This window comes from Sphingobium indicum BiD32 (assembly GCF_000382885.1).
In the GTDB taxonomy this organism is placed as follows: domain Bacteria; phylum Pseudomonadota; class Alphaproteobacteria; order Sphingomonadales; family Sphingomonadaceae; genus Sphingobium; species Sphingobium japonicum_C.
Map to the genome: position 1 here is coordinate 1 of NZ_CAVK010000153.1, position 18,727 is coordinate 18,727.

18 protein-coding genes are annotated in these 18,727 nt (G+C 62.6%); 12 read left to right on the plus strand and 6 right to left on the minus strand.

All coding sequences use genetic code 11. The features are described from left to right. From EBBID32_RS15615 to EBBID32_RS15625, 3 genes are all read left to right on the plus strand, one after another. On the plus strand, positions 1 to 402 hold a 402-nt coding region (locus EBBID32_RS15615; protein ID WP_156022588.1), incomplete at its 5' end, for a DUF4238 domain-containing protein. Between the two features lie 265 nt (positions 403 to 667). After that, positions 668 to 2,053, plus strand: a complete 1,386-nt coding sequence (fumC, locus tag EBBID32_RS15620; RefSeq protein WP_006960259.1) for a class II fumarate hydratase — start codon at positions 668 to 670, stop codon at positions 2,051 to 2,053. 49 nt (positions 2,054 to 2,102) lie between these two features. Continuing rightward, the gene (locus tag EBBID32_RS15625; protein WP_006960262.1) at positions 2,103 to 2,447 is read left to right on the plus strand and encodes a hypothetical protein; all 345 of its coding nucleotides are present in this window, start codon (positions 2,103 to 2,105) and stop codon (positions 2,445 to 2,447) included. On the opposite strand, the gene EBBID32_RS15630 is transcribed toward EBBID32_RS15625, so the two are convergent. Then, the gene (locus EBBID32_RS15630; RefSeq protein ID WP_006960264.1) at positions 2,444 to 2,998 is read right to left on the minus strand and encodes a DUF2585 domain-containing protein; all 555 of its coding nucleotides are present in this window, start codon (positions 2,996 to 2,998) and stop codon (positions 2,444 to 2,446) included. The two genes, EBBID32_RS15625 and EBBID32_RS15630, sit on opposite strands and share 4 nt — an antisense overlap. 67 nt (positions 2,999 to 3,065) lie before the next feature. Between EBBID32_RS15630 and gmk the strand changes: the two genes are divergently transcribed. Continuing rightward, the gene (gene gmk, locus EBBID32_RS15635; protein WP_006960266.1) at positions 3,066 to 3,731 is read left to right on the plus strand and encodes a guanylate kinase; all 666 of its coding nucleotides are present in this window, start codon (positions 3,066 to 3,068) and stop codon (positions 3,729 to 3,731) included. A 6-nt stretch (positions 3,732 to 3,737) separates the two neighbouring features. On the opposite strand, the gene EBBID32_RS15640 is transcribed toward gmk, so the two are convergent. Together EBBID32_RS15640 and lgt are read right to left on the minus strand one after the other, a co-directional pair. After that, positions 3,738 to 4,802, minus strand: coding sequence for a class I SAM-dependent methyltransferase (locus tag EBBID32_RS15640; protein WP_006960268.1), 1,065 nt, complete (start codon positions 4,800 to 4,802; stop codon positions 3,738 to 3,740). Next, complete coding sequence (gene lgt / locus EBBID32_RS15645) at positions 4,792 to 5,658, minus strand: prolipoprotein diacylglyceryl transferase (RefSeq protein ID WP_037491146.1); 867 nt, start codon at positions 5,656 to 5,658, stop codon at positions 4,792 to 4,794. The genes EBBID32_RS15640 and lgt overlap by 11 nt, the downstream gene beginning before the upstream one ends. 284 nt (positions 5,659 to 5,942) lie before the next feature. Here lgt and EBBID32_RS15650 point away from each other — a divergent pair, with 284 nt between their 5' ends. From EBBID32_RS15650 to EBBID32_RS15665, 4 genes are read left to right on the plus strand one after another with little or no spacing between them, the layout of a single operon-like run. Beyond that, entirely contained in the window at positions 5,943 to 7,064 is a 1,122-nt protein-coding gene (locus tag EBBID32_RS15650; RefSeq protein ID WP_006960271.1) for a Ppx/GppA phosphatase family protein, read from the plus strand. A 10-nt stretch (positions 7,065 to 7,074) separates the two neighbouring features. Continuing rightward, entirely contained in the window at positions 7,075 to 7,779 is a 705-nt protein-coding gene (locus tag EBBID32_RS15655; RefSeq protein WP_037491149.1) for an RlmE family RNA methyltransferase, read from the plus strand. A gap of 41 nt (positions 7,780 to 7,820) precedes the next feature. After that, on the plus strand, positions 7,821 to 9,329 hold the full coding sequence (locus EBBID32_RS15660; RefSeq protein ID WP_006960276.1) for a YifB family Mg chelatase-like AAA ATPase: 1,509 nt from the start codon (positions 7,821 to 7,823) through the stop codon (positions 9,327 to 9,329). 7 nt (positions 9,330 to 9,336) lie between these two features. Beyond that, complete coding sequence (locus tag EBBID32_RS15665) at positions 9,337 to 9,705, plus strand: YkvA family protein (protein ID WP_006960278.1); 369 nt, start codon at positions 9,337 to 9,339, stop codon at positions 9,703 to 9,705. A 215-nt stretch (positions 9,706 to 9,920) separates the two neighbouring features. On the opposite strand, the gene EBBID32_RS15670 is transcribed toward EBBID32_RS15665, so the two are convergent. The 3 genes from EBBID32_RS15670 to EBBID32_RS15680 form a co-directional block, all read right to left on the minus strand. Continuing rightward, on the minus strand, positions 9,921 to 10,343 hold the full coding sequence (locus EBBID32_RS15670; protein ID WP_037491151.1) for a bactofilin family protein: 423 nt from the start codon (positions 10,341 to 10,343) through the stop codon (positions 9,921 to 9,923). Next, a complete protein-coding gene (locus tag EBBID32_RS15675) occupies positions 10,282 to 11,463 on the minus strand; it encodes a M23 family metallopeptidase (protein ID WP_037491180.1) in 1,182 nt (393 codons plus the stop codon). The genes EBBID32_RS15670 and EBBID32_RS15675 overlap by 62 nt, the downstream gene beginning before the upstream one ends. A 165-nt stretch (positions 11,464 to 11,628) precedes the next feature. Beyond that, positions 11,629 to 13,917: a putative bifunctional diguanylate cyclase/phosphodiesterase gene (locus tag EBBID32_RS15680; RefSeq protein ID WP_006960289.1), complete on the minus strand. Its 2,289-nt coding sequence runs from the start codon at positions 13,915 to 13,917 to the stop codon at positions 11,629 to 11,631. 367 nt (positions 13,918 to 14,284) lie between these two features. Between EBBID32_RS15680 and rpsL the strand changes: the two genes are divergently transcribed. From rpsL to tuf, 4 genes are all read left to right on the plus strand, one after another. Then, the gene (gene rpsL / locus EBBID32_RS15685) at positions 14,285 to 14,656 is read left to right on the plus strand and encodes a 30S ribosomal protein S12 (protein ID WP_026002556.1); all 372 of its coding nucleotides are present in this window, start codon (positions 14,285 to 14,287) and stop codon (positions 14,654 to 14,656) included. 14 nt (positions 14,657 to 14,670) lie between these two features. Then, entirely contained in the window at positions 14,671 to 15,141 is a 471-nt protein-coding gene (gene rpsG, locus EBBID32_RS15690) for a 30S ribosomal protein S7 (RefSeq protein WP_006960293.1), read from the plus strand. 160 nt (positions 15,142 to 15,301) lie between these two features. Continuing rightward, positions 15,302 to 17,374, plus strand: a complete 2,073-nt coding sequence (gene fusA / locus EBBID32_RS15695; RefSeq protein ID WP_006960295.1) for an elongation factor G — start codon at positions 15,302 to 15,304, stop codon at positions 17,372 to 17,374. Positions 17,375 to 17,505: 131 nt separating this feature from the next. Continuing rightward, on the plus strand, positions 17,506 to 18,696 hold the full coding sequence (gene tuf / locus EBBID32_RS15700) for an elongation factor Tu (RefSeq protein ID WP_006960297.1): 1,191 nt from the start codon (positions 17,506 to 17,508) through the stop codon (positions 18,694 to 18,696). Positions 18,697 to 18,727 lie beyond the last annotated feature (31 nt).

The following is an 18,727-nucleotide window of genomic DNA, read 5'->3' on the forward strand; positions in this document are numbered from 1 at the left end:
AACCCCGTGGGACACGACCACAGAGCAGCAACATGGCCCATAGAGGCATTTATATATGCGACAAATCTCGGTACGAGTCTATACGCTCAGCGGCATGAATATGACATTGTGATAGTCGATAATTGTTCTGAAAAACCGTTTATCACGGGCGATCAACCAGTCATCAATCTGCTTGGACTGGAGGATTCAGAGGTGGAATTGTTTTATCCGCTGACGCCGAATCGCGCGCTGATTTTCACAGCGTGCAGCGACCGCTTTCCTATCAATCGGAAAGAGGTCGGCCTGTTGGAAGTGGAAGGATACAACTTCCAGATGTTTCAGAAATCGGACGCTCAGATTTATGGTAGCGATCGCGACTATCTGGCCACTTTTGCAAAACTGCCGAAGGGCAATCTGAGCTAATATTGCTAGATATCGGCAGTTTCCTCAATGCCGCGAATGGCAAAGATGCGCGCTCTTACTCGCCCAAATTCCCCTGTCCTACATCGCCCCCCGGCGCTAACTCTCCATATGCGATATGGGCGAAGTTAGCGAAGTTTCACATTCCATCCCCTCCAACCAGCCTGCCCCGGTCACCGCTCCACATATAACCCCTTGGATTTCCTTCCCCCCACCCTAAATCAGCCCCAGACTTGCGAATTATTCTTAACTGAAAGGCGTCTCCCTCATGCCCGCAACCCGCACCGAAAGTGACAGTATCGGCGCCATAGAGGTGCCAGCAGACGCCTATTGGGGCGCGCAGACGCAGCGGAGCATCGAGAATTTCCCGTTCGACTCGAACGAGCGGATGCCGATCGGCATCGTCCATGCGCTGGCGATCGTGAAGCAGGCCGCCGCGCGGGTGAACCGCCAGCATGGGCTGGAGGCAACCCAGGCCGACGCGATCGAAACCGCCGCCGCTGCCGTCGCCGCAGGGCAGTATGACGACCAGTTCCCCCTCGTCATCTGGCAGACCGGCAGCGGCACCCAGACCAATATGAACGTCAATGAGGTGATTGCGGGCATCGCCAACGAAGCGCTCACCGGCACGCGCGGCGGCAAGCATCCGGTGCATCCCAATGACGGCGTGAACCTGGGCCAATCCTCCAATGACAGCTTCCCGACCGCGCTCCATATCGCGGCGGCTCTGGCGGTCACCAAGGCGCTGTTTCCCGCGCTCGACCGGCTTCACGCCGCGCTCGATGCCAAGGCAAAGGCATGGGACCATATCGTCAAGATCGGCCGCACCCATTTGCAGGATGCGACCCCGCTGACGCTGGGGCAGGAATTTTCCGGCTACGCCCACCAAATCTATCGGAGCCGCAAGCGTATCGAACCCGCCGCAATGCACGGCATGATGGCGCTGGCGCAGGGCGGCACTGCGGTCGGCACCGGTCTCAATGCCCCCAAAGGCTTCGCCGTCGCGGTCGCGGCGGAAATCGCCGCCATCACCGGCCTGCCGTTCCGCACCGCCGACAACAAGTTTGAGGCGCTGGCGTCCAACGACCCGCTGGTCCATCTCTCCTCGACCCTCGCCACGCTGGCCGTTGCGCTGACCAAGATCGCCAATGACATCCGCCTGCTGGGTTCCGGCCCGCGTTCGGGGCTGGGCGAGCTGGATCTGCCCGCCAATGAACCGGGCAGCTCCATCATGCCGGGCAAGGTCAACCCGACCCAGTGCGAGATGCTGACCATGGTGGCAGCCCAGGTCATCGGCAATCATCAGGCCGTGACGGTGGGCGGGATGCAGGGCCATCTGGAACTCAACGTGTTCAAACCGATGATCGGCGCGGCGGTGCTGCGCTCCATCCATCTGCTGGCCGTTGGCATGGAGAGTTTTGCCGAACGCTGTGTCCAGGGGCTGGAGGCCAACGAGCCGCGCATCGCCGAACTGGTCGACCGCTCGCTGATGCTGGTCACCGCGCTCGCCCCGGCGATCGGCTATGACAATGCCGCCGCCATCGCCAAGCACGCCCACAAGACCGGCCAGACGCTGAAAGCTGCGGGCCTTGAACTGGGGCTGGTGGATGCCGCGACCTTCGACGCGCTGGTGCGGCCGGAAAATATGACATGATCCACATCAGCATAGCGGAACCGCGCGCCGTTCGATACATTGAGCCTGTATGAAAAAGCCCTTCGCGCCCAAAGCCCCGCTCGTCACCGTCACCGCGCCAAAGAAGGCGAGCCTTTTACGCAAGGCCGCCCGAGTCGGCGCGACCGTGGTGGCCACGCGGGTCGCCGCCGATACCGGCAAGAAGGGGGTGTTCGGCCTGCTCGCCGGCATGGGGGCCAAGCGGATCATCATGCGCTATCCCGTCGGCGCGCTGGTCGTCACCGGCGCCTATATGGCGGGCAAACTGTATGAGGCGAAACGCGAGGTGGATCGCAAGCGCGCGATCAAGGCCTTGCCGGATTTGAGCAAGGAGCCGGTCCCGATCGACGCCGCGCGCAAGGCCCGCAAACTCTAAAGCGCCGCCTGCCAGTCGCGAATGGCGTCCACCGGAAAGGTCAGCATCAGCACGTTGAGCGTCAGATTGTCCCTGATGACCGCCAGCGCCAGCAACTCGAACCCGACCGCCACCGCGACCGACAGCCACACCTGCGCACGCGACGCGAACAGGAATCCCAGTGCCATCATGCCAATGTCGCTCATCGAATTGAGAACCGAATCGCCACTATAACCCAGCGCAATCGTCGCCGTCCGGTATCGGTCGATGATGATCGGCGAATTCTCCAATATCTCCCAGGCCGACTCGATCGCCACAGCCAGCGCCAGCCGCACCCCGACCGGACGCCGTCGCAGCAACCAAAGGGTGGCGGGATAGAAAAGCAGCCCATGGATGACATGGCTCAGACTATACCAGTCCGCAATATGCTGACTGTTGCCGCTGTCGAGCGCCCCATGCCACAAGTCGATCCGGCCACAGGTGCAGATCGGTGGCCGGTCCATCAGCAGCAGTAGGGCACAGGTTACCAGCGCGATCAGCCCCGCCGCAATCAGACCCCTGCGATCAACCATCCGCCTGTGCCGCATCCTCCCCCTTTCCCCCTCTTGCAAAAGCCCGCTTCAAGCGGCACTAGCGGCCATGGCCGACAATATCCCGATCGAGACGCCCGACTTCAAGCGGCGCGGCGTCCTCTTCGTCCTTTCCTCGCCGTCCGGCGCAGGAAAGTCCACCATCGCGCGCAAGCTGCTGGCCGCCGAGCCGGATATGTCCATGTCGGTGTCCGCCACCACCCGCCCGATGCGGCCGGGTGAAGTCGACGGTAAGGATTATCATTTCGTCGACCTCGAAGAATTCCGCCGGATGACCGCCGACCATGAATTCCTGGAATGGGCGCATGTGTTCGGCCAGCGCTACGGCACCCCCCGCGCACCGGTAGAAGCAATGCTTAAGAGTGGCCAGGATGTGCTGTTCGACATTGACTGGCAGGGTGCGCAGCAGTTGCACCAGATTGCCGGGGGCGACGTGGTGCGGGTGTTCATCCTGCCGCCGTCGATGGAGGAACTGGAACGCCGCCTGCGTGGCCGCGCGACGGACAGCGACGAAGTCATCGACGGTCGCATGGCGCGCGCTGCGGGCGAAATCGCGCATTGGGACGGCTATGATTATGTGCTGTGCAATGTCGATGCCGACGATTGTTTCAGCCGTGTGCAGACCATTCTCCACGCCGAACGGATGAAGCGAAGCCGTCAGACCGGCCTGATCGGTTTCATCCGCAAGCTGGGCCGCTACCACCAGGAAGATTGAGGGCGATCAGTCGCCAAAGCCTGCCGGGTCGGCCCAGTCGGGATGGACCCACGCCATCGCCTTGAACAGGCTGCCCATGGCGTCAGCATCGGTCAGCCGGGCGCGGGCGGCCTCCACTTCGGCGGCGCGGTGCGGGCTGGTGCGGGCCAGTTGATCGGCGCGGGCGTTGATGCCCAAATCGCGCAAACATGCCCCTTGATCGACCGGACCCGACACCCGCAGCCCCGCTTGCCGCGCCACATTGCCGAGGATCGTGAAATCGACATGGGTGGTCAGATCCACTTCGCCCGGATCGGCGAAGGGATCGGCAAATGCATGGGCCTTCACCGCTTGCAACGTGTCGCCCAGTAGCGGTCCGGCATAACCATAGTCGATGATGATCGCCGCACCGCCCTGTTTGGCGATCCGCTGCGCCAGCGCGTAGGCGATGCCTGCGCCAATGATCGGCGTTTCGATGATCGCCCCGTCCTGCGCCTGCGCCGCGATCGGCGGCAGGCCCGATTCGATGCGGCGATAGCCGGGGACGGCGATGAAGCGGCCCTCCTGTTCGCGCCGGATGACCACCCGTTCGCGCCATTCCTCGCCCACACGGATGCACTGGCGCACCGGTAGCGCGTCGAAAAATTCATTGGCGACGATCAGCAATGGCCCTTCAATGGGCAGGCTGTCGATATTGTCATGATGAGTGACGTGGGGGAGCAGCGCACGTTGCCGTTCGCGCAGGGTCGGGCTGGTCTCGACAAAATGGACGCGCGGTGCGAGCGCGGCGCTTTCCATGGCGCGCAAGGCATCGGCTGCCAGCGTCCCGCGTCCCGGCCCCAATTCCACATAAAGCGGCCCCGGCTTCCGGCCCGATCGCATCCAGACGTCCGCCAGGCACAACCCCACCAGTTCGCCGAACATCTGGCTGATTTCCGGCGCCGTCGTGAAGTCGCCATCCGCGCCCAGCGGGTCGCGGGTGGCGTAATAATGCTGGTTCGCTTCGGCCATATAATGGGCGACCGAGATCGGCCCGCCCGCTGCGATCTGGCGCGAGAGCCGATCGGCCAGGGCCAGCGGCTCAGCTGACACTCGCGCTTCCGGCGATCGGTTCCACCCGCACGCGACGCCCCTTCGACGTGACGATCAGGTAGAGGCCACCCAGGATCATCGGCACGCACAGCCACTGGCCCATGTGCAGACCGGTGCGGGCGGCAAACTCCATCAGCTGTGCATCGGCCTCACGGACATATTCGACGCCGAAGCGGAAGCAGCCATAGCCCAGCAGGAAAAGACCCACGAGCATCCCCGGCTGATAGCGGGCGCGGGTGCGCCAGAAGGCGAAGGCAAGGATGGCGAACAGGACGATCCCCTCCAGCGCGGCTTCATATAGCTGGCTGGGATGCCGCGCGAACGGTCCGCCGGTCGGGAAGATGATGCCCCACGGCACATCGGTTTCCTTGCCCCACAATTCGCCATTCACGAAATTGGCGAGGCGGCCGAAGAACAGGCCGAAGGGGACGGTGCAGGCGACATAATCATGGATGCGAAGCCAGCTCAGCTTCTCCTTGCGCGCCATGTAGAGGATGCCGAGCGACACGCCCGCTGCGCCGCCATGGAAGGACATGCCGCCATTCCATAATTTGAAGATATCGATCGGGTTGAGCAGGATGTCGGGCTGGTAGAAGATGACATAGGCCAGCCGCCCGCCAATGATGATGCCCAGCGTCGCGTAGAAGATCATGTCGTCGGCATGGCGCCGCCCCATGGGCGATCCGGGCTGGGCGATCAGCTTGAGCAGATACCAGTAGCCGATCAATATGCCTGCAAGATAGGCAAGGCTGTACCATTTCAGCGTGAAAAAGCCGAGGTCCAGCGCGACCGGGCCGACGCCCAGATCGTCAAAACGGATCGCACCCGAAGCGGCAGCGGCAAGGTCCAGGATCAAATCGGCTTCCTCTTGGCAATAGGATTGTGGCCATAGAGGGATTTTCAGCCAGATGGAATCATCTGATCGCCCGGAAATCACGGAAGTTCAAAAATCCGGGGCAGACCGCACGTTATTGAGGGGATGTCGTTCTTTTTTGCAGGGCTGAACATTTCATCTTTGATTCATCCCGCTTTTCATTGGGGGCAGGGCGCGCGCCTTGCGCATTGACGCTTATCTGCTTAAGCAGGTTCCCAAGTTCCGGTCCCGCTTTGGGGCTGGCGATATGTGAAGTGAGTTACGGCATGGTGCAGCAGAGCCGCCCATCGCCGCAGAGTTCCGGCCCGGCCGGCCGTTATGCGGGCAAGCGCGCCGCTTCCGGTCCGGGCGATGGGAGCAAGGCTGCGGCCATTCCTCCCCCGTCAACGCAGCGGGGCTTTGCGCCTTATGGCGCGCGCGATCGGCGATCCTATGCCGCGATCGACCTTGGCACCAATAATTGCCGCCTGTTGATAGCAAAGCCGTCTGCTGACGGCTTCATCGTTGTGGATGCCTTTTCGCGGATCGTGCGGTTGGGCGAGGGGCTGGCATCGACCGGCCGGATCAGCGACGCGGCGATCGACCGGGCGATCGCCGCCCTCTCGGTCTGCGCAGACAAGCTGCGCCGCCGCCATGTGACGCTGGCGCGGTCGGTCGCGACCGAAGCCTGTCGTCGCGCCACCAACGGCGCGGAATTCATCCAGCGCGTCTATCGCGAAACCGGAATCGCGCTCGATATCATCAGTGCGGAGGAAGAAGCGCGGCTCGCCGTGCTGGGTTGCCACGCCCTGCTGGAACCGGGCAACGGTCCGGCCCTGATCTTCGATATTGGCGGCGGATCGACTGAATTGGTGCTGGTCGATTCGCAAGGATCGTCGGGTGCGCCGCGCATTGTAGACTGGGTCAGCGCGCCATGGGGAGTCGTGTCGCTGACCGAGAGCGAGGCGTTCGAGCATGACGATGCGGACGAGCGACTGGCCGCCTATGACCGGATGCGCGCGCGGGTCAGCGAGGCATTCTCGCCGCTTGCCCGTCGCCTGCCGCAGGGGGCGGAGGATATTCGCTTGCTCGGCACGTCGGGCACGGTGACCACGCTGGCCAGCCTGCACCTCAACCTCCCGCGCTATGACAGGCAGGCGATCGACGGGCTGATCGTGCCATGCGCATCCATGCGCGCCATTTCGGAGCGCCTGTCGACCATGGCGCTGGGCGAACGGCAAAAGCTGCCCTGCATCGGCACCGAACGCGCCGATCTGGTGGTGGCGGGTTGTGCGATATTGGAAGCGATCCTCGACATCTGGCCTGCCCAAAGGCTGGGCGTTGCCGACCGGGGCATTCGCGAAGGCATATTGCGTGGTCTGATGGACCGCGACGGGAGAATGATGTGAGAGGCCCGCTATGAGAGGATCTGGCGCAGGCAGGGTGCGGGTCAAGAGCGCGAAGGGCCGCACGGCGCAGTCGGTGCGCTGGCTCGAACGCCATCTGAACGACCCCTATGTCCATAAGGCGAAGGCGGAAGGCTGGCGCAGCCGCGCCGCGTTCAAGCTGATCGAACTGGATGAGAAATTCCATTTCGTGAAGGGATCGCGCGCGGTTGTCGATCTCGGTGTCGCGCCGGGCGGCTGGTCGCAGGTCGTCCGCAAGCTGGCACCAAAAGCGGCTGTCGTTGGTATCGATCTGTTGCCGGTCGATCCGATCGGCGGCGTCACCCTGTTCGAGATGGACTTCATGGATGACAAGGCGCCGCAGCTTTTGCGCGATGCGCTGGGCGACGCGCCCGATCTGGTGATCTCTGACATGGCGGCGAACACCGTCGGCCATGCCCAGACCGACCATCTGCGCACCATGGGGCTGGTCGAGGCGGCGGCCTGGTTCGCGGTCGAAAATCTGCGCAAGGGCGGCACCTTCGTTGCCAAGGTGTTTGCAGGCGGCACGGACGGCGAGTTGCTGGTCCTGCTCAAGAAGAATTTCACGACGATCAAACATGCCAAGCCCCCCGCCAGCCGCAAGGGCAGCGTGGAATGGTATGTCGTAGCGCAAGGGTTCAAGGGGCGACCTGACGAACCGGCGCGGGACCGGACGGGCGCGCCGATCGACGAATAGGGCCGGATGGCTGACGAGTAGCGGGAAGAAGCGGGGGTCACTTGGTCGCAACGGTATCGACGGTCGCTTATCTGGGTCTGGAGGCGCGCGGTGTCGAGGTGCAGTGCCAGCTGGTTCCCGGCCTGCCCAATTTCATCGTCGTCGGCCTGCCGGACAAGGCGGTGGCCGAAAGCCGCGAACGGGTGCGCAACGCCATTGCCGCCATCGGCCTGTCGCTGCCGCCCAAGCGGATCACCGTCAACCTCTCGCCCGCCGACCTGCCCAAGGAAGGGTCGCATTACGATCTGCCGATCGCCCTCGCGCTGCTGGGTGCGATGGGGGTGATCGATGCCGAGACGCTGTCTGGCTATGTCGTTGTGGGCGAACTGGGGCTGGACGGGCGCACAGCCCCTTCGCCGGGCGTATTGCTGGCGGCACTTCATGCGGGCGAGCAGGATATGGGGCTGGTCTGCCCTGTCGCGCAGGGGGCCGAAGCCGCCTGGGCGGGGCAGGTGGAGGTGATCGCCGCGCCCGATCTGCTCAGCCTCCTCAACCATTTCAAGGGGACATCGGCCTTGTCCCCGCCGCAACCCGGCGCGGTCGAAGCGCCTGTGCGCACAGCCGACCTCAAACAGGTCAAGGGACAGGAGACGGCCAAGCGCGCGATCGAGATTGCGGCGGCGGGCGGGCATAATCTGCTCATGGTCGGACCGCCTGGAGCGGGCAAGTCATTGATGGCGAGTTGCCTGCCGGGCATATTGCCCGAACTGACGCCGGGCGAAGCGCTGGAAACCTCGATGGTGGCGAGCGTCGCCGGGACGCTGGAGGGCGGACGGATCAGTCGCGCCCGCCCATTCCGTAACCCCCATCACAGCGCGTCGATGGCAGCGCTCGTAGGCGGCGGGCTGCGGGTGCGGCCGGGCGAGGTCAGCATGGCGCATCTGGGCGTCTTGTTTCTGGACGAGCTGCCGGAATTTCAGCGCGCCGTGCTGGATTCGCTGCGCCAGCCGCTGGAGACGGGCGAGGTGACGGTCGCCCGCGCGAACGCCCATGTCACTTTCCCGGCGCGGGTGCAGTTGATTGCTGCGATGAATCCGTGCCGCTGTGGCCATTTGGGTGATCCAGCACTGGCTTGTTCGCGCGCGCCGCGCTGTGCGGCGGACTATCAGGCCAAGGTATCCGGGCCATTGCTCGACCGGATCGACCTGCATGTCGAGGTGCAGGCGGTGACTGCCGCTGATCTGGTGCTGCCACCGCCTGCGGAAGGTTCCGTTGAGGTCGCCGCGCGGGTGGCGGCTGCCCGCGCGGTCCAGACGGCGCGCTATGCTGACAGCAAGGTGCGCACCAACGCCGAAGTCGATGGCGAGGCGCTGGAGGATGTCGCCGGGCCAGACGAAGCAGGGCGCCAATTGCTGGCGCAGGCCGCCGCCGCGATGAAGCTGTCGGCACGCGGCTATACCCGCGTGCTGCGCGTCGCCCGGACGATCGCCGATCTGGCCGGGGCGGAGAAGGTCGGGCGCGTCCATATCGCCGAAGCGCTCAGCTATCGCCGTCGCGCGCCGGTGAATTGAGGCGGCGATGCTGGCGGCGCTCAAAGCCTGGGCGAAACGGCTGAAGCGCGAGGTTGTGGCGTTGTGGATTGCGGCGCGCTGTGCCGACACGCCGTGGTTCGCCCGCCTGATCGCCCTGCTGGTCGCCGCCTATGCGCTCAGTCCAATCGACTTGATTCCCGACTTCATTCCGGTGCTGGGGCTGCTCGACGATCTGTTGATCGTGCCGCTCGGCATTGCACTGGCGGTCCGCTGTATCCCGTCGGCGCTGATGGCGCGCTATCGGGCGGAAGCTGCGGGTCGCGCTGACCGGCCGTCCAGCCGTGCCGGGATCATTATCGTGCTGATGCTATGGGGTATTGGGCTGGGTGCCTGCCTGGTCTGGCTGGCATGCTGATTGGTCAGGGGAACGGCTGAACGCTGATGAGCGTGAACAGGCCGATGGCGATGCCGCCGATCGCGAAACCGATCAGGAAGCGGCGTATGTCTGGCCAATAGTCGGGCGTGTCCATGCTATCGTCTCCCCATGTCGGTGACGGGGGACGGGTATCGCGGCTACACGACCGCATCCAGTGACAAATATGGTTAGACGCGCCTGCCGGGGCGGGGCGGTCAGGCCGCGCCGTCGCCCGTAATCAGCTTGAGTTCCGTGACCGGGCTATGGTCGTTATGCGCAAAATGGCCTTCGATCCGGCTGCCCGGTTCGATCGTGATCCTTTCATAGCGCACGTCACCGGTGATCCGCGCGCTGCTTTCGACCACCAGTTCCTGCGCGGTGATCGATCCGTCGACAAGGCCAGCCAGACGCGCGCTTTGCGCGGTGACATGACCGACGATTCGGCTATCTGGTCCCTGCACCAGCGCGGCGCAGCTGATGTCGCCTTCGACTGTGCCATCGACATGCAGATCGACCGATGCGGACAGATTGCCGCTGATCGTCACATCGCTACCAATCAGCGAGAAAGGCGTATGCTTAGCCCCGGTTGCCGACGTCGGCGAAACGGGCTTTGGCGATTTGCTGGACTTGGAGAACATCTTGGGCAGCCTCCAGGAAACGGCGTGGGTTGATGGCCTGGCCGTTCAGCCGAACCTCGAAATGCAGATGGGTGCCGGTCGAACGGCCGGTCGATCCCATGCGGCCGATCGTGTCGCCACGCGCGACTGTCTGGCCGACGCGGCCAGCGAAGCCGGAAAGATGCGCATAGCGGGTCATCAGGCCATTGCCATGCTCAACCTCGACGACATTGCCATAGCCCTGACGCTGGCCGACGAAGCCGATCTTGCCACCGGCGGCGGACAGGATCGGCTGGCCAAAGCGGCCGGGAAAGTCGATCCCCGCATGGAAAGCGGCGTGGCCGTTAAAGGGATCGCGGCGATAGCCATAGGAACTGGTCTGCATTGGCGCGGTGGTGGGCTGGCCTGAGGGAATCGTGAGCAGGCTGCGCTCCAGCAATTCCATCCGGTTGAGCGCGCTTGCCAGATCTTCCAGCTCGCCGGTCATCGCGCCCTTGTCGCCCTTCCACGGAACGAAGGGACCACCCTGGGCGCGGGCGGCACTGCGGGTCAGGCTGTCGGGGTTTAGGCCAAAGCTGCGGATTGCGGCGGCGGCCTTGTCGGCGCGCCGCTCCACCGCGCCGGTCAGCATCATCGCGAACTGGCGCTGTCGCTGGGCGAGCCGGACGAGCGGGGCGGCTTCGGGGGCCATGCTGATCTTGGTGGTCAGCTCGCCATTCTCGCCAGCCTTGGCCGGGCCGACCAGATCGGCGCCTGCGGCATTGCCATCCTCTGCGCCGAAATGGGTCTTGTAGAGGTCGTCCATGAAATCCTGGCGCGCTTCCAGATCCTGCGCCAGATCCTCGACCGATTTGCGATAGTCGGCGACCTTGCTTGCGGTGCTGGCGACCGCCTTGCCCTGCTGGTCGAGCAGCGCGCGTTCCTGCGCAACCGATGCCTTGCTGGCGAGCATCGAAATCGTAGCACCGCCCCAGCCGATCAGCGCTGTGGAGGCGATGGCAATAGCGGTCAGTTGCGCCCGACGGGACACGCGCAGGAACTTCACCTGCCCGCCTGAGCGGAGGAAAATCTCCCGCTCAGGGCAAAGCGCGTTCAACCGCGCGCGGAGAGCGGCGGCTCCCGTCTTGGCTTTGTGCGACAATTGCGACCCCGTACTTTTATTCGAGTCGGGCCGATAGCAAAGCATTGCCGGACAGGCGAATCCATCGTTGCGGAGTCGTGACGAGTCGAACGATCAGCGCGATGAAATGATCAATGGCATCATTTGTTCCCGCCGCGTGAAAATTTTTTACAGCGCTGTTTCAATCTATTTACGGGCAGGGCGGGCGAGTCCCTGTCTTGCCAGCAATTCTGTCACGGCGGCGGCGGGCATTGCTGCGCCGAAATGATAGCCCTGACCATAATGACATCCACCCGCCCGCAGATAGTCGACCTGATGGCCATTCTCCACCCCTTCGGCCACCGTGCGAATGCCCAGGCTATAGGCCAAGTTCAGCACCGTGCGTACGATGGCGGCATCGTCCGGGTCGGTCTCCAGATCGCGGACGAAGCGCTGGTCGATCTTGATGATGTCGATCGGGAATTGCTTGAGATGGGATAGCGAAGCGTAGCCGGTGCCGAAATCATCGAGCGCTATCGCGATACCCGCCTCGCTCAGCCTGTTCAACACCTGTCCAACCCGGTCGGCATTGCGGCCCAGAAAGACTGATTCGGTCACTTCCAGTTCGATCATCGCCGGGGGGAGGCCTGCCTGGGAGAGTCGTTCCAGCAAATGATCGACGAAATTGTCGTCGTTCAAGTCCGCGCCCGACACGTTGAGGGCGATATGACCGACAGCCAGCCCGGCGTCGCGCCAGCGCACGCAGTCGGCAATGATGCCTTCGATCATCTGGCTGGTGATGGCCGGACCCAGTTCGGGATGCTCGAAGGCGGCGGCGATGTCGGCTGGCATGATGACCGTGCCATCGTCGGTCGGGCATCGGAACAGCGCCTCGAACCCGACAATTGCGTCGGTATCGAGCGCGATCTTGGGTTGATACCAGGGGCAGGGGCGTTCCCGCGCCAGGATATGGCGGGCACGGTCGAGCATGGCTGTTTCCCGGTCCCAGCTCTCCAGCAGGTCCGGCCCAAATATTACGGCGCGGCCCCGGCCATTATTCTTGGCATGATAGAGTGCGATGTCGGCATGTTTGACAAGTGCCGTCACATCGTCGCCATGATCGGGGAACAGCGCGACACCGATGCTGACGCGACATTCGAGCGGCCGACCGCGATAGTCTAACGGCGCGTGGAGATGATCTGCGATCCGCGCAAGGATCGGCTGTAGAGTGTCTGTGTCGGGCAAGCGTGTCAGCAGCACGGCAAATTCGTCGCCGCCCATCCGCGCGACCAGATCGCCCGGTCGCAGGGCATGGCGCAACCGTCCGGCAACTGCGCACAGCAGCGCGTCGCCAGCATCATGCCCAGCGGTGTCGTTGACCCGCTTGAATTCGTCGAGATCGATCAGCAACACTGCGAGTTGCGCTCGGTCATTCGACGCGACCGTCGCCTGCGTCACGGCGGCCATGAAATGCGCGCGATTGGCGAGGCCCGTCAGCGCGTCTGACATCGCCAGACGTTCGAGATGACGCTCGGCCTGCTTGCGTTCGGTAATATCGACCACGCTGGTCATGAAGCAAGGCTCGGCGTTGATCACGATCGGTCGGGAGGACAGGAGCGCATGGCGAAGCGCGCCATCGGCGCGGCGTAGCCGACACTCGAAATTCTCAACCGCCTCGCCACGCTGGAGCATCGCGAACAATTCGTCCCGTACCGGCAGATCGACATAGGTTTGTTCAACATTTTCGAGCCGAACGTCATGCCCTGCCGCATAGGCATCGGTTGCCGCGCGATTCAGGCGCAGGACGCGGCCGTCATGGCGTGTGACCAGCAAAGGTAGCGGCACGGCCATGAACATGCGCTCCAGTGTGTCGCGACTATTGGCCAGTTCCAACTGCACGGCCTGCGCGACCTGTCCGGCGGTCCATTCCTGCCGCTGGAGCCGGTTGTTCCGTGCGATCGCGATCCACATGCCGCAATGGAGCATCAGCATGGCCAGAACCATGCCCGGCATGGTGGAGGAATGCGGGGCGGGGGCAAGATAGCCGATCAGCAGCGCGATGCAGCAGCCCAGCCCGCCGCCGACATTGCCGCGAAAGCTGGTGGGAACGACTAGGTAGAATACCAGCGGCAGCATGACGAGGACGAAGATGGCGATGTCGCTGCGCGAACTGACGAGGAAGGAAACGCCGATGGCGGTCACGACCTGCCAGGCGAAACAGATGCGTTCGACCGCCGGAAAGCTGGTCATCCGGCGACATAGCAACAGGCAGAGGATAGACCAAAGGATCACTGTCAGGCGTGCTGGCACCGCAACCCAGAAGTGCGGCGTCCCGGCAAAGCGCCAGTCGCTCATCAGGAACAGAATGTTGAGTATGGCCGAGAGAATGAACAGGTTGTGGGCATGGCGTCGCGATTCGGGCAGGCGTTCGGCCTGGAATGCCGATTCCCGTTCGGCTAAGCGAAATTCGCCGCTGATGGTCGAAAGCCCGTTCACGCACTGTCCAGTTGACGCACCCGAAATGGTGCCCGGCGCAAGATAGGGCAGGCAGGGTTAGCAATTCCCTAACCAGTGTCCGGCGGCCTCGCGAAATCAGTGGTATAGCCAGAGTGTTGGCGATCGGCTTGACCGGTTGCCCCCGCATCGCTATAGGCCCGCCTGCCCAGCGGTCTGCCGCGTAGAGACTCGTCTCCTCGCATCATCCCACGCGGGCAATACAGAGCTGAACATTACCGGATGCTCTTGCGGCTCCAGGGGGGTATTGCACCCGCCGGGGCTTTTGCTGTTTGGAAGCGATATGTTTCCCTGTGGCAAGGAACGCGAGGGGATTGCGGTAAAGTAACTGAAAAAGGTGAAGGGCTTCATGCCAACAATCAACCAGCTGGTCCGCAAGGGCCGCGAACCGCAGAAGGCCAAGTCCAAGGTCCCTGCCATGGATGCAAACCCGCAAAAGCGTGGCGTTTGCACCCGCGTCTATACCACGACCCCGAAAAAGCCGAACTCGGCGCTCCGCAAGGTCGCCAAGGTTCGCCTGGTCAACCAGCGCGAAGTCATCACCTATATTCCTGGTGAAGGCCACAACCTGCAGGAACATAGCGTCGTGCTGATCCGTGGCGGTCGTGTGCGAGATCTTCCGGGCGTGCGTTACCACGTTCTTCGCGGCGTTCTGGATACCCAGGGCGTCAAGGATCGCAAGCAGAGCCGTTCCAAATACGGCGCCAAGCGTCCTAAGTAAGGGGAGAACAAACTATGTCACGTCGTCGTCGCCCCGAAAAGCGCATCATCCTGCCCGATCCCAAATATGGTGATCAGGTTCTGTCGAAGTTCATGAACTCGATCATGCAGGACGGCAAGAAAGCCGTCGCCGAAGCCATCGTGTATGGTGCCCTGGAAACCGTCGAGGCACGCGCCAAGAAGGATCCGATCGGCATGTTCCATGACGCGCTGAACAACATCAAGCCGGGCATCGAAGTGCGCAGCCGCCGCGTTGGCGGTGCGACCTATCAGGTTCCCGTCGAAGTGCGTCCTGAGCGTTCGCAGGCTCTGGCCATCCGCTGGCTGATCACCGCTGCGCGCAACCGCAGCGAGACCACCATGGCGGCTCGCCTGTCGGGTGAGCTGATGGATGCGGCCAACAACCGTGGTAACGCGGTCAAGAAGCGCGAAGACACGCACCGCATGGCGGAAGCGAACCGCGCCTTCTCGCACTACCGCTGGTAAAAAGATTGGCGGGGCAGCGGTCATTTGGTCGCCGCCCCGTTTATCGCTCTTAAAAATCCATCCGTTCGTCGTGGGTCTACCCATGGCGGACGGATTGGTTTAGGGGCCACGCAGACCCAACTATCCCAAACCGCCGGTGCGCCGGCAACGGAGAAGCATCATGGCCCGCAGCCATCCGCTCAAACTGTATCGCAATATCGGCATCATGGCCCATATCGACGCCGGAAAGACGACGACGACCGAGCGCATCCTTTATTATACCGGCAAGTCCTACAAGATCGGCGAAGTCCATGACGGCGCCGCCACGATGGACTGGATGGAGCAGGAGCAGGAGCGCGGGATCACGATCACGTCGGCGGCCACGACCTGTTTCTGGAACGGCCACCGCATCAACATCATCGACACCCCCGGCCACGTCGACTTCACGATTGAAGTCGAACGTTCGCTGCGCGTGCTCGACGGCGCGGTTGCGTGCTTCGACGGCGTTGCCGGTGTTGAACCGCAGTCCGAAACCGTGTGGCGTCAGGCGGACAAGTATAAAGTCCCGCGCATGTGCTTCATCAACAAGCTCGATCGCACTGGGGCAGACTTCTATTATTGCGTGCAGTCGATAATTGATCGTCTGGGCGCGCGTCCCGCCGTTCTTTATCTGCCGATCGGCACGGAAAGCGATTTCAAGGGTCTGGTTGACCTGGTCGAGAACCGCGCGATCATCTGGAAAGATGAATCGCTGGGCGCCGAATTCTTCTTTGAAGAAATCCCCGCCGACATGGCTGAAAAGGCCGCGAAATATCGCAGCGACCTGATCGAGCTGGCCGTCGAGCAGGACGACGCCGCAATGGAAGCCTATCTCGAAGGCACCGAGCCTGACACCGCGACGCTGAAGGCGCTGATCCGCAAGGGTGCGCTCAACCAGTCGTTCGTGCCGGTCGTTTGTGGTTCGGCGTTCAAGAACAAGGGCGTCCAGCCCCTGCTCGACGCCGTCGTCGATTATATGCCCAGCCCGCTCGACATCGAGGACGTGCAGGGCGTCAAGATGGACAGCAACGAGCCGGACAGCCGCCCCGCGACCGACGATGCGCCATTCAGCGCGCTCGCGTTCAAGGTCATGAACGATCCGTTCGTGGGCTCGCTCACCTTCATCCGCATCTATTCGGGTACGCTCGTCAAGGGCACCTACCTGAACTCGGTGAAGGACAAGAAGGAAAAGGTCGGGCGTATGCTCGAAATGCACGCCAACGAACGTAAGGACGTTGATGAGGCATTTGCTGGCGACATTATCGCGCTGGCCGGCATGAAGGAAACCACCACCGGCGACACGCTGTGCGCCGAGCGTCAGCCGATCGTGCTGGAGCGGATGGAATTCCCCGAGCCGGTTATCGAACTGTCGGTGGAACCCAAGACCAAGGCGGACCAGGAAAAGATGGGCATCGCGCTCAATCGCCTGTCGGCTGAAGATCCCAGCTTCCGCGTCTCGACCGATCACGAATCGGGCCAGACCATCATCAAGGGCATGGGCGAGCTTCACCTGGAAATCCTCGTCGATCGTATGCGTCGCGAGTTCAAGGTCGAAGCCAATGTTGGTGCGCCGCAGGTGGCCTATCGCGAATATCTCGCGAAGAAGGTCGATATCGACTATACCCACAAGAAGCAGTCGGGTGGTTCGGGCCAGTTCGGCCGGATCAAGGCGACCGTCATTCCTGGCGAGCGTGGTTCGGGCTACCAGTTCTTCGACGAGATCAAGGGCGGTAATATTCCCAAGGAATATATCCCCTCGGTAGAGAAGGGCTTCCGTGAAACCGCGCTGACCGGTCAGCTGATCGGCTTCCCGATCATCGACTTTGAAGTCCATCTGTATGACGGTGCCTATCATGACGTCGACTCGTCGGCGCTGGCATTTGAAATCTGTGCCCGTGGCGCGATGCGCGAAGCGGCCCAGAAGTCGGGCATCAAGCTGCTCGAGCCGATCATGAAGGTCGAAGTCGTGACCCCGGAAGACTATCTGGGCGACGTCATCGGCGACATGAACAGCCGTCGTGGCCAGATCCAGGGCACCGACAGCCGCGGCAACGCACAGACCGTCGATGCCATGGTCCCGCTGGCCAACATGTTCGGTTATGTGAATACGCTGCGCTCTTTCACCCAGGGTCGCGCCAGCTATTCCATGTCGTTCTCGCACTATGATGAAGTGCCGCAGAATGTCGCTGACGAAGTGAAGGCCAAGATGGCCTGAAAATCCTGATCCGCCCCGTACGAACGGGGCGGTTAGGGCTTTCATTATGCGAATTTGCTGCTATGGACGCGCCTTCGCAAGGCGCGGCCGAGCGGTCAAACCCATCGGATTTGATTAGAAGGTAGGATAAAATGGCGAAAGCTAAGTTTGAGCGGACGAAGCCGCATTGCAACATCGGCACCATCGGTCACGTCGACCATGGCAAGACCTCGCTGACCGCAGCGATCACGAAGGTGCTGGCCGAAACCGGCGGCGCGACCTTTACGTCGTATGACAATATCGACAAGGCGCCTGAAGAGCGTGAGCGCGGTATCACCATTTCGACCGCCCACGTCGAATATGAAACCGAGCAGCGCCACTATGCGCACGTCGACTGCCCCGGTCACGCTGACTATGTGAAGAACATGATCACCGGTGCCGCCCAGATGGACGGCGCGATCCTGGTCGTTTCGGCCACCGACGGTCCGATGCCCCAGACCCGTGAGCACATTCTGCTCGCCCGTCAGGTCGGCGTGCCGCAGATGGTCGTGTTCATGAACAAGGTTGACCTGGTCGACGATCCAGAAATTCTGGAACTGGTCGAGCTGGAAATACGCGAGCTGCTTTCGTCCTACGACTTTGATGGCGACAACATCCCTATCATCCCCGGTTCGGCCGTTTGCGCCCTCAACGGCACCAACAACGAAATCGGCCACGACGCGGTTCTGAAGCTGATGCAGGCCGTCGACAGCTGGATCCCGCAGCCCGACCGTCCGGTCGACAAGCCCTTCCTGATGCCGATCGAAGACGTGTTCTCGATCTCGGGTCGTGGTACGGTTGTGACCGGCCGCGTTGAAACCGGCATCGTCAAGGTTGGTGAAGAAGTCGAAATCGTCGGCCTCAAGGACACCCGCAAGACCGTCGTTACCGGCGTCGAAATGTTCCGCAAGCTGCTCGATCAGGGTGAAGCTGGCGACAATATCGGTGCGCTGGTTCGTGGCGTTGGCCGTGAAGATGTGGAGCGTGGCCAGGTTCTCTGCAAGCCCGGCTCGATCAAGCCGCACACCGAGTTCGAATCGGAAGTCTATGTGCTGTCGAAGGAAGAGGGTGGCCGTCACACGCCGTTCTTCGCCAACTATCGTCCGCAGTTCTACTTCCGCACCACGGACGTCACCGGCGAAGTCGTGCTGCCTGAAGGCACCGAGATGGTCATGCCCGGCGACAATGTGAAGCTCGGCGTCAAGCTCATCGCACCGATCGCGATGGAGCAGGGTCTGCGCTTCTCAATCCGCGAAGGCGGCCGGACCGTCGGTTCGGGGGTTGTTTCGGCAGTCACCAAGTAATATAGGCAACGAGCCGCGCGGGTCACCTGAT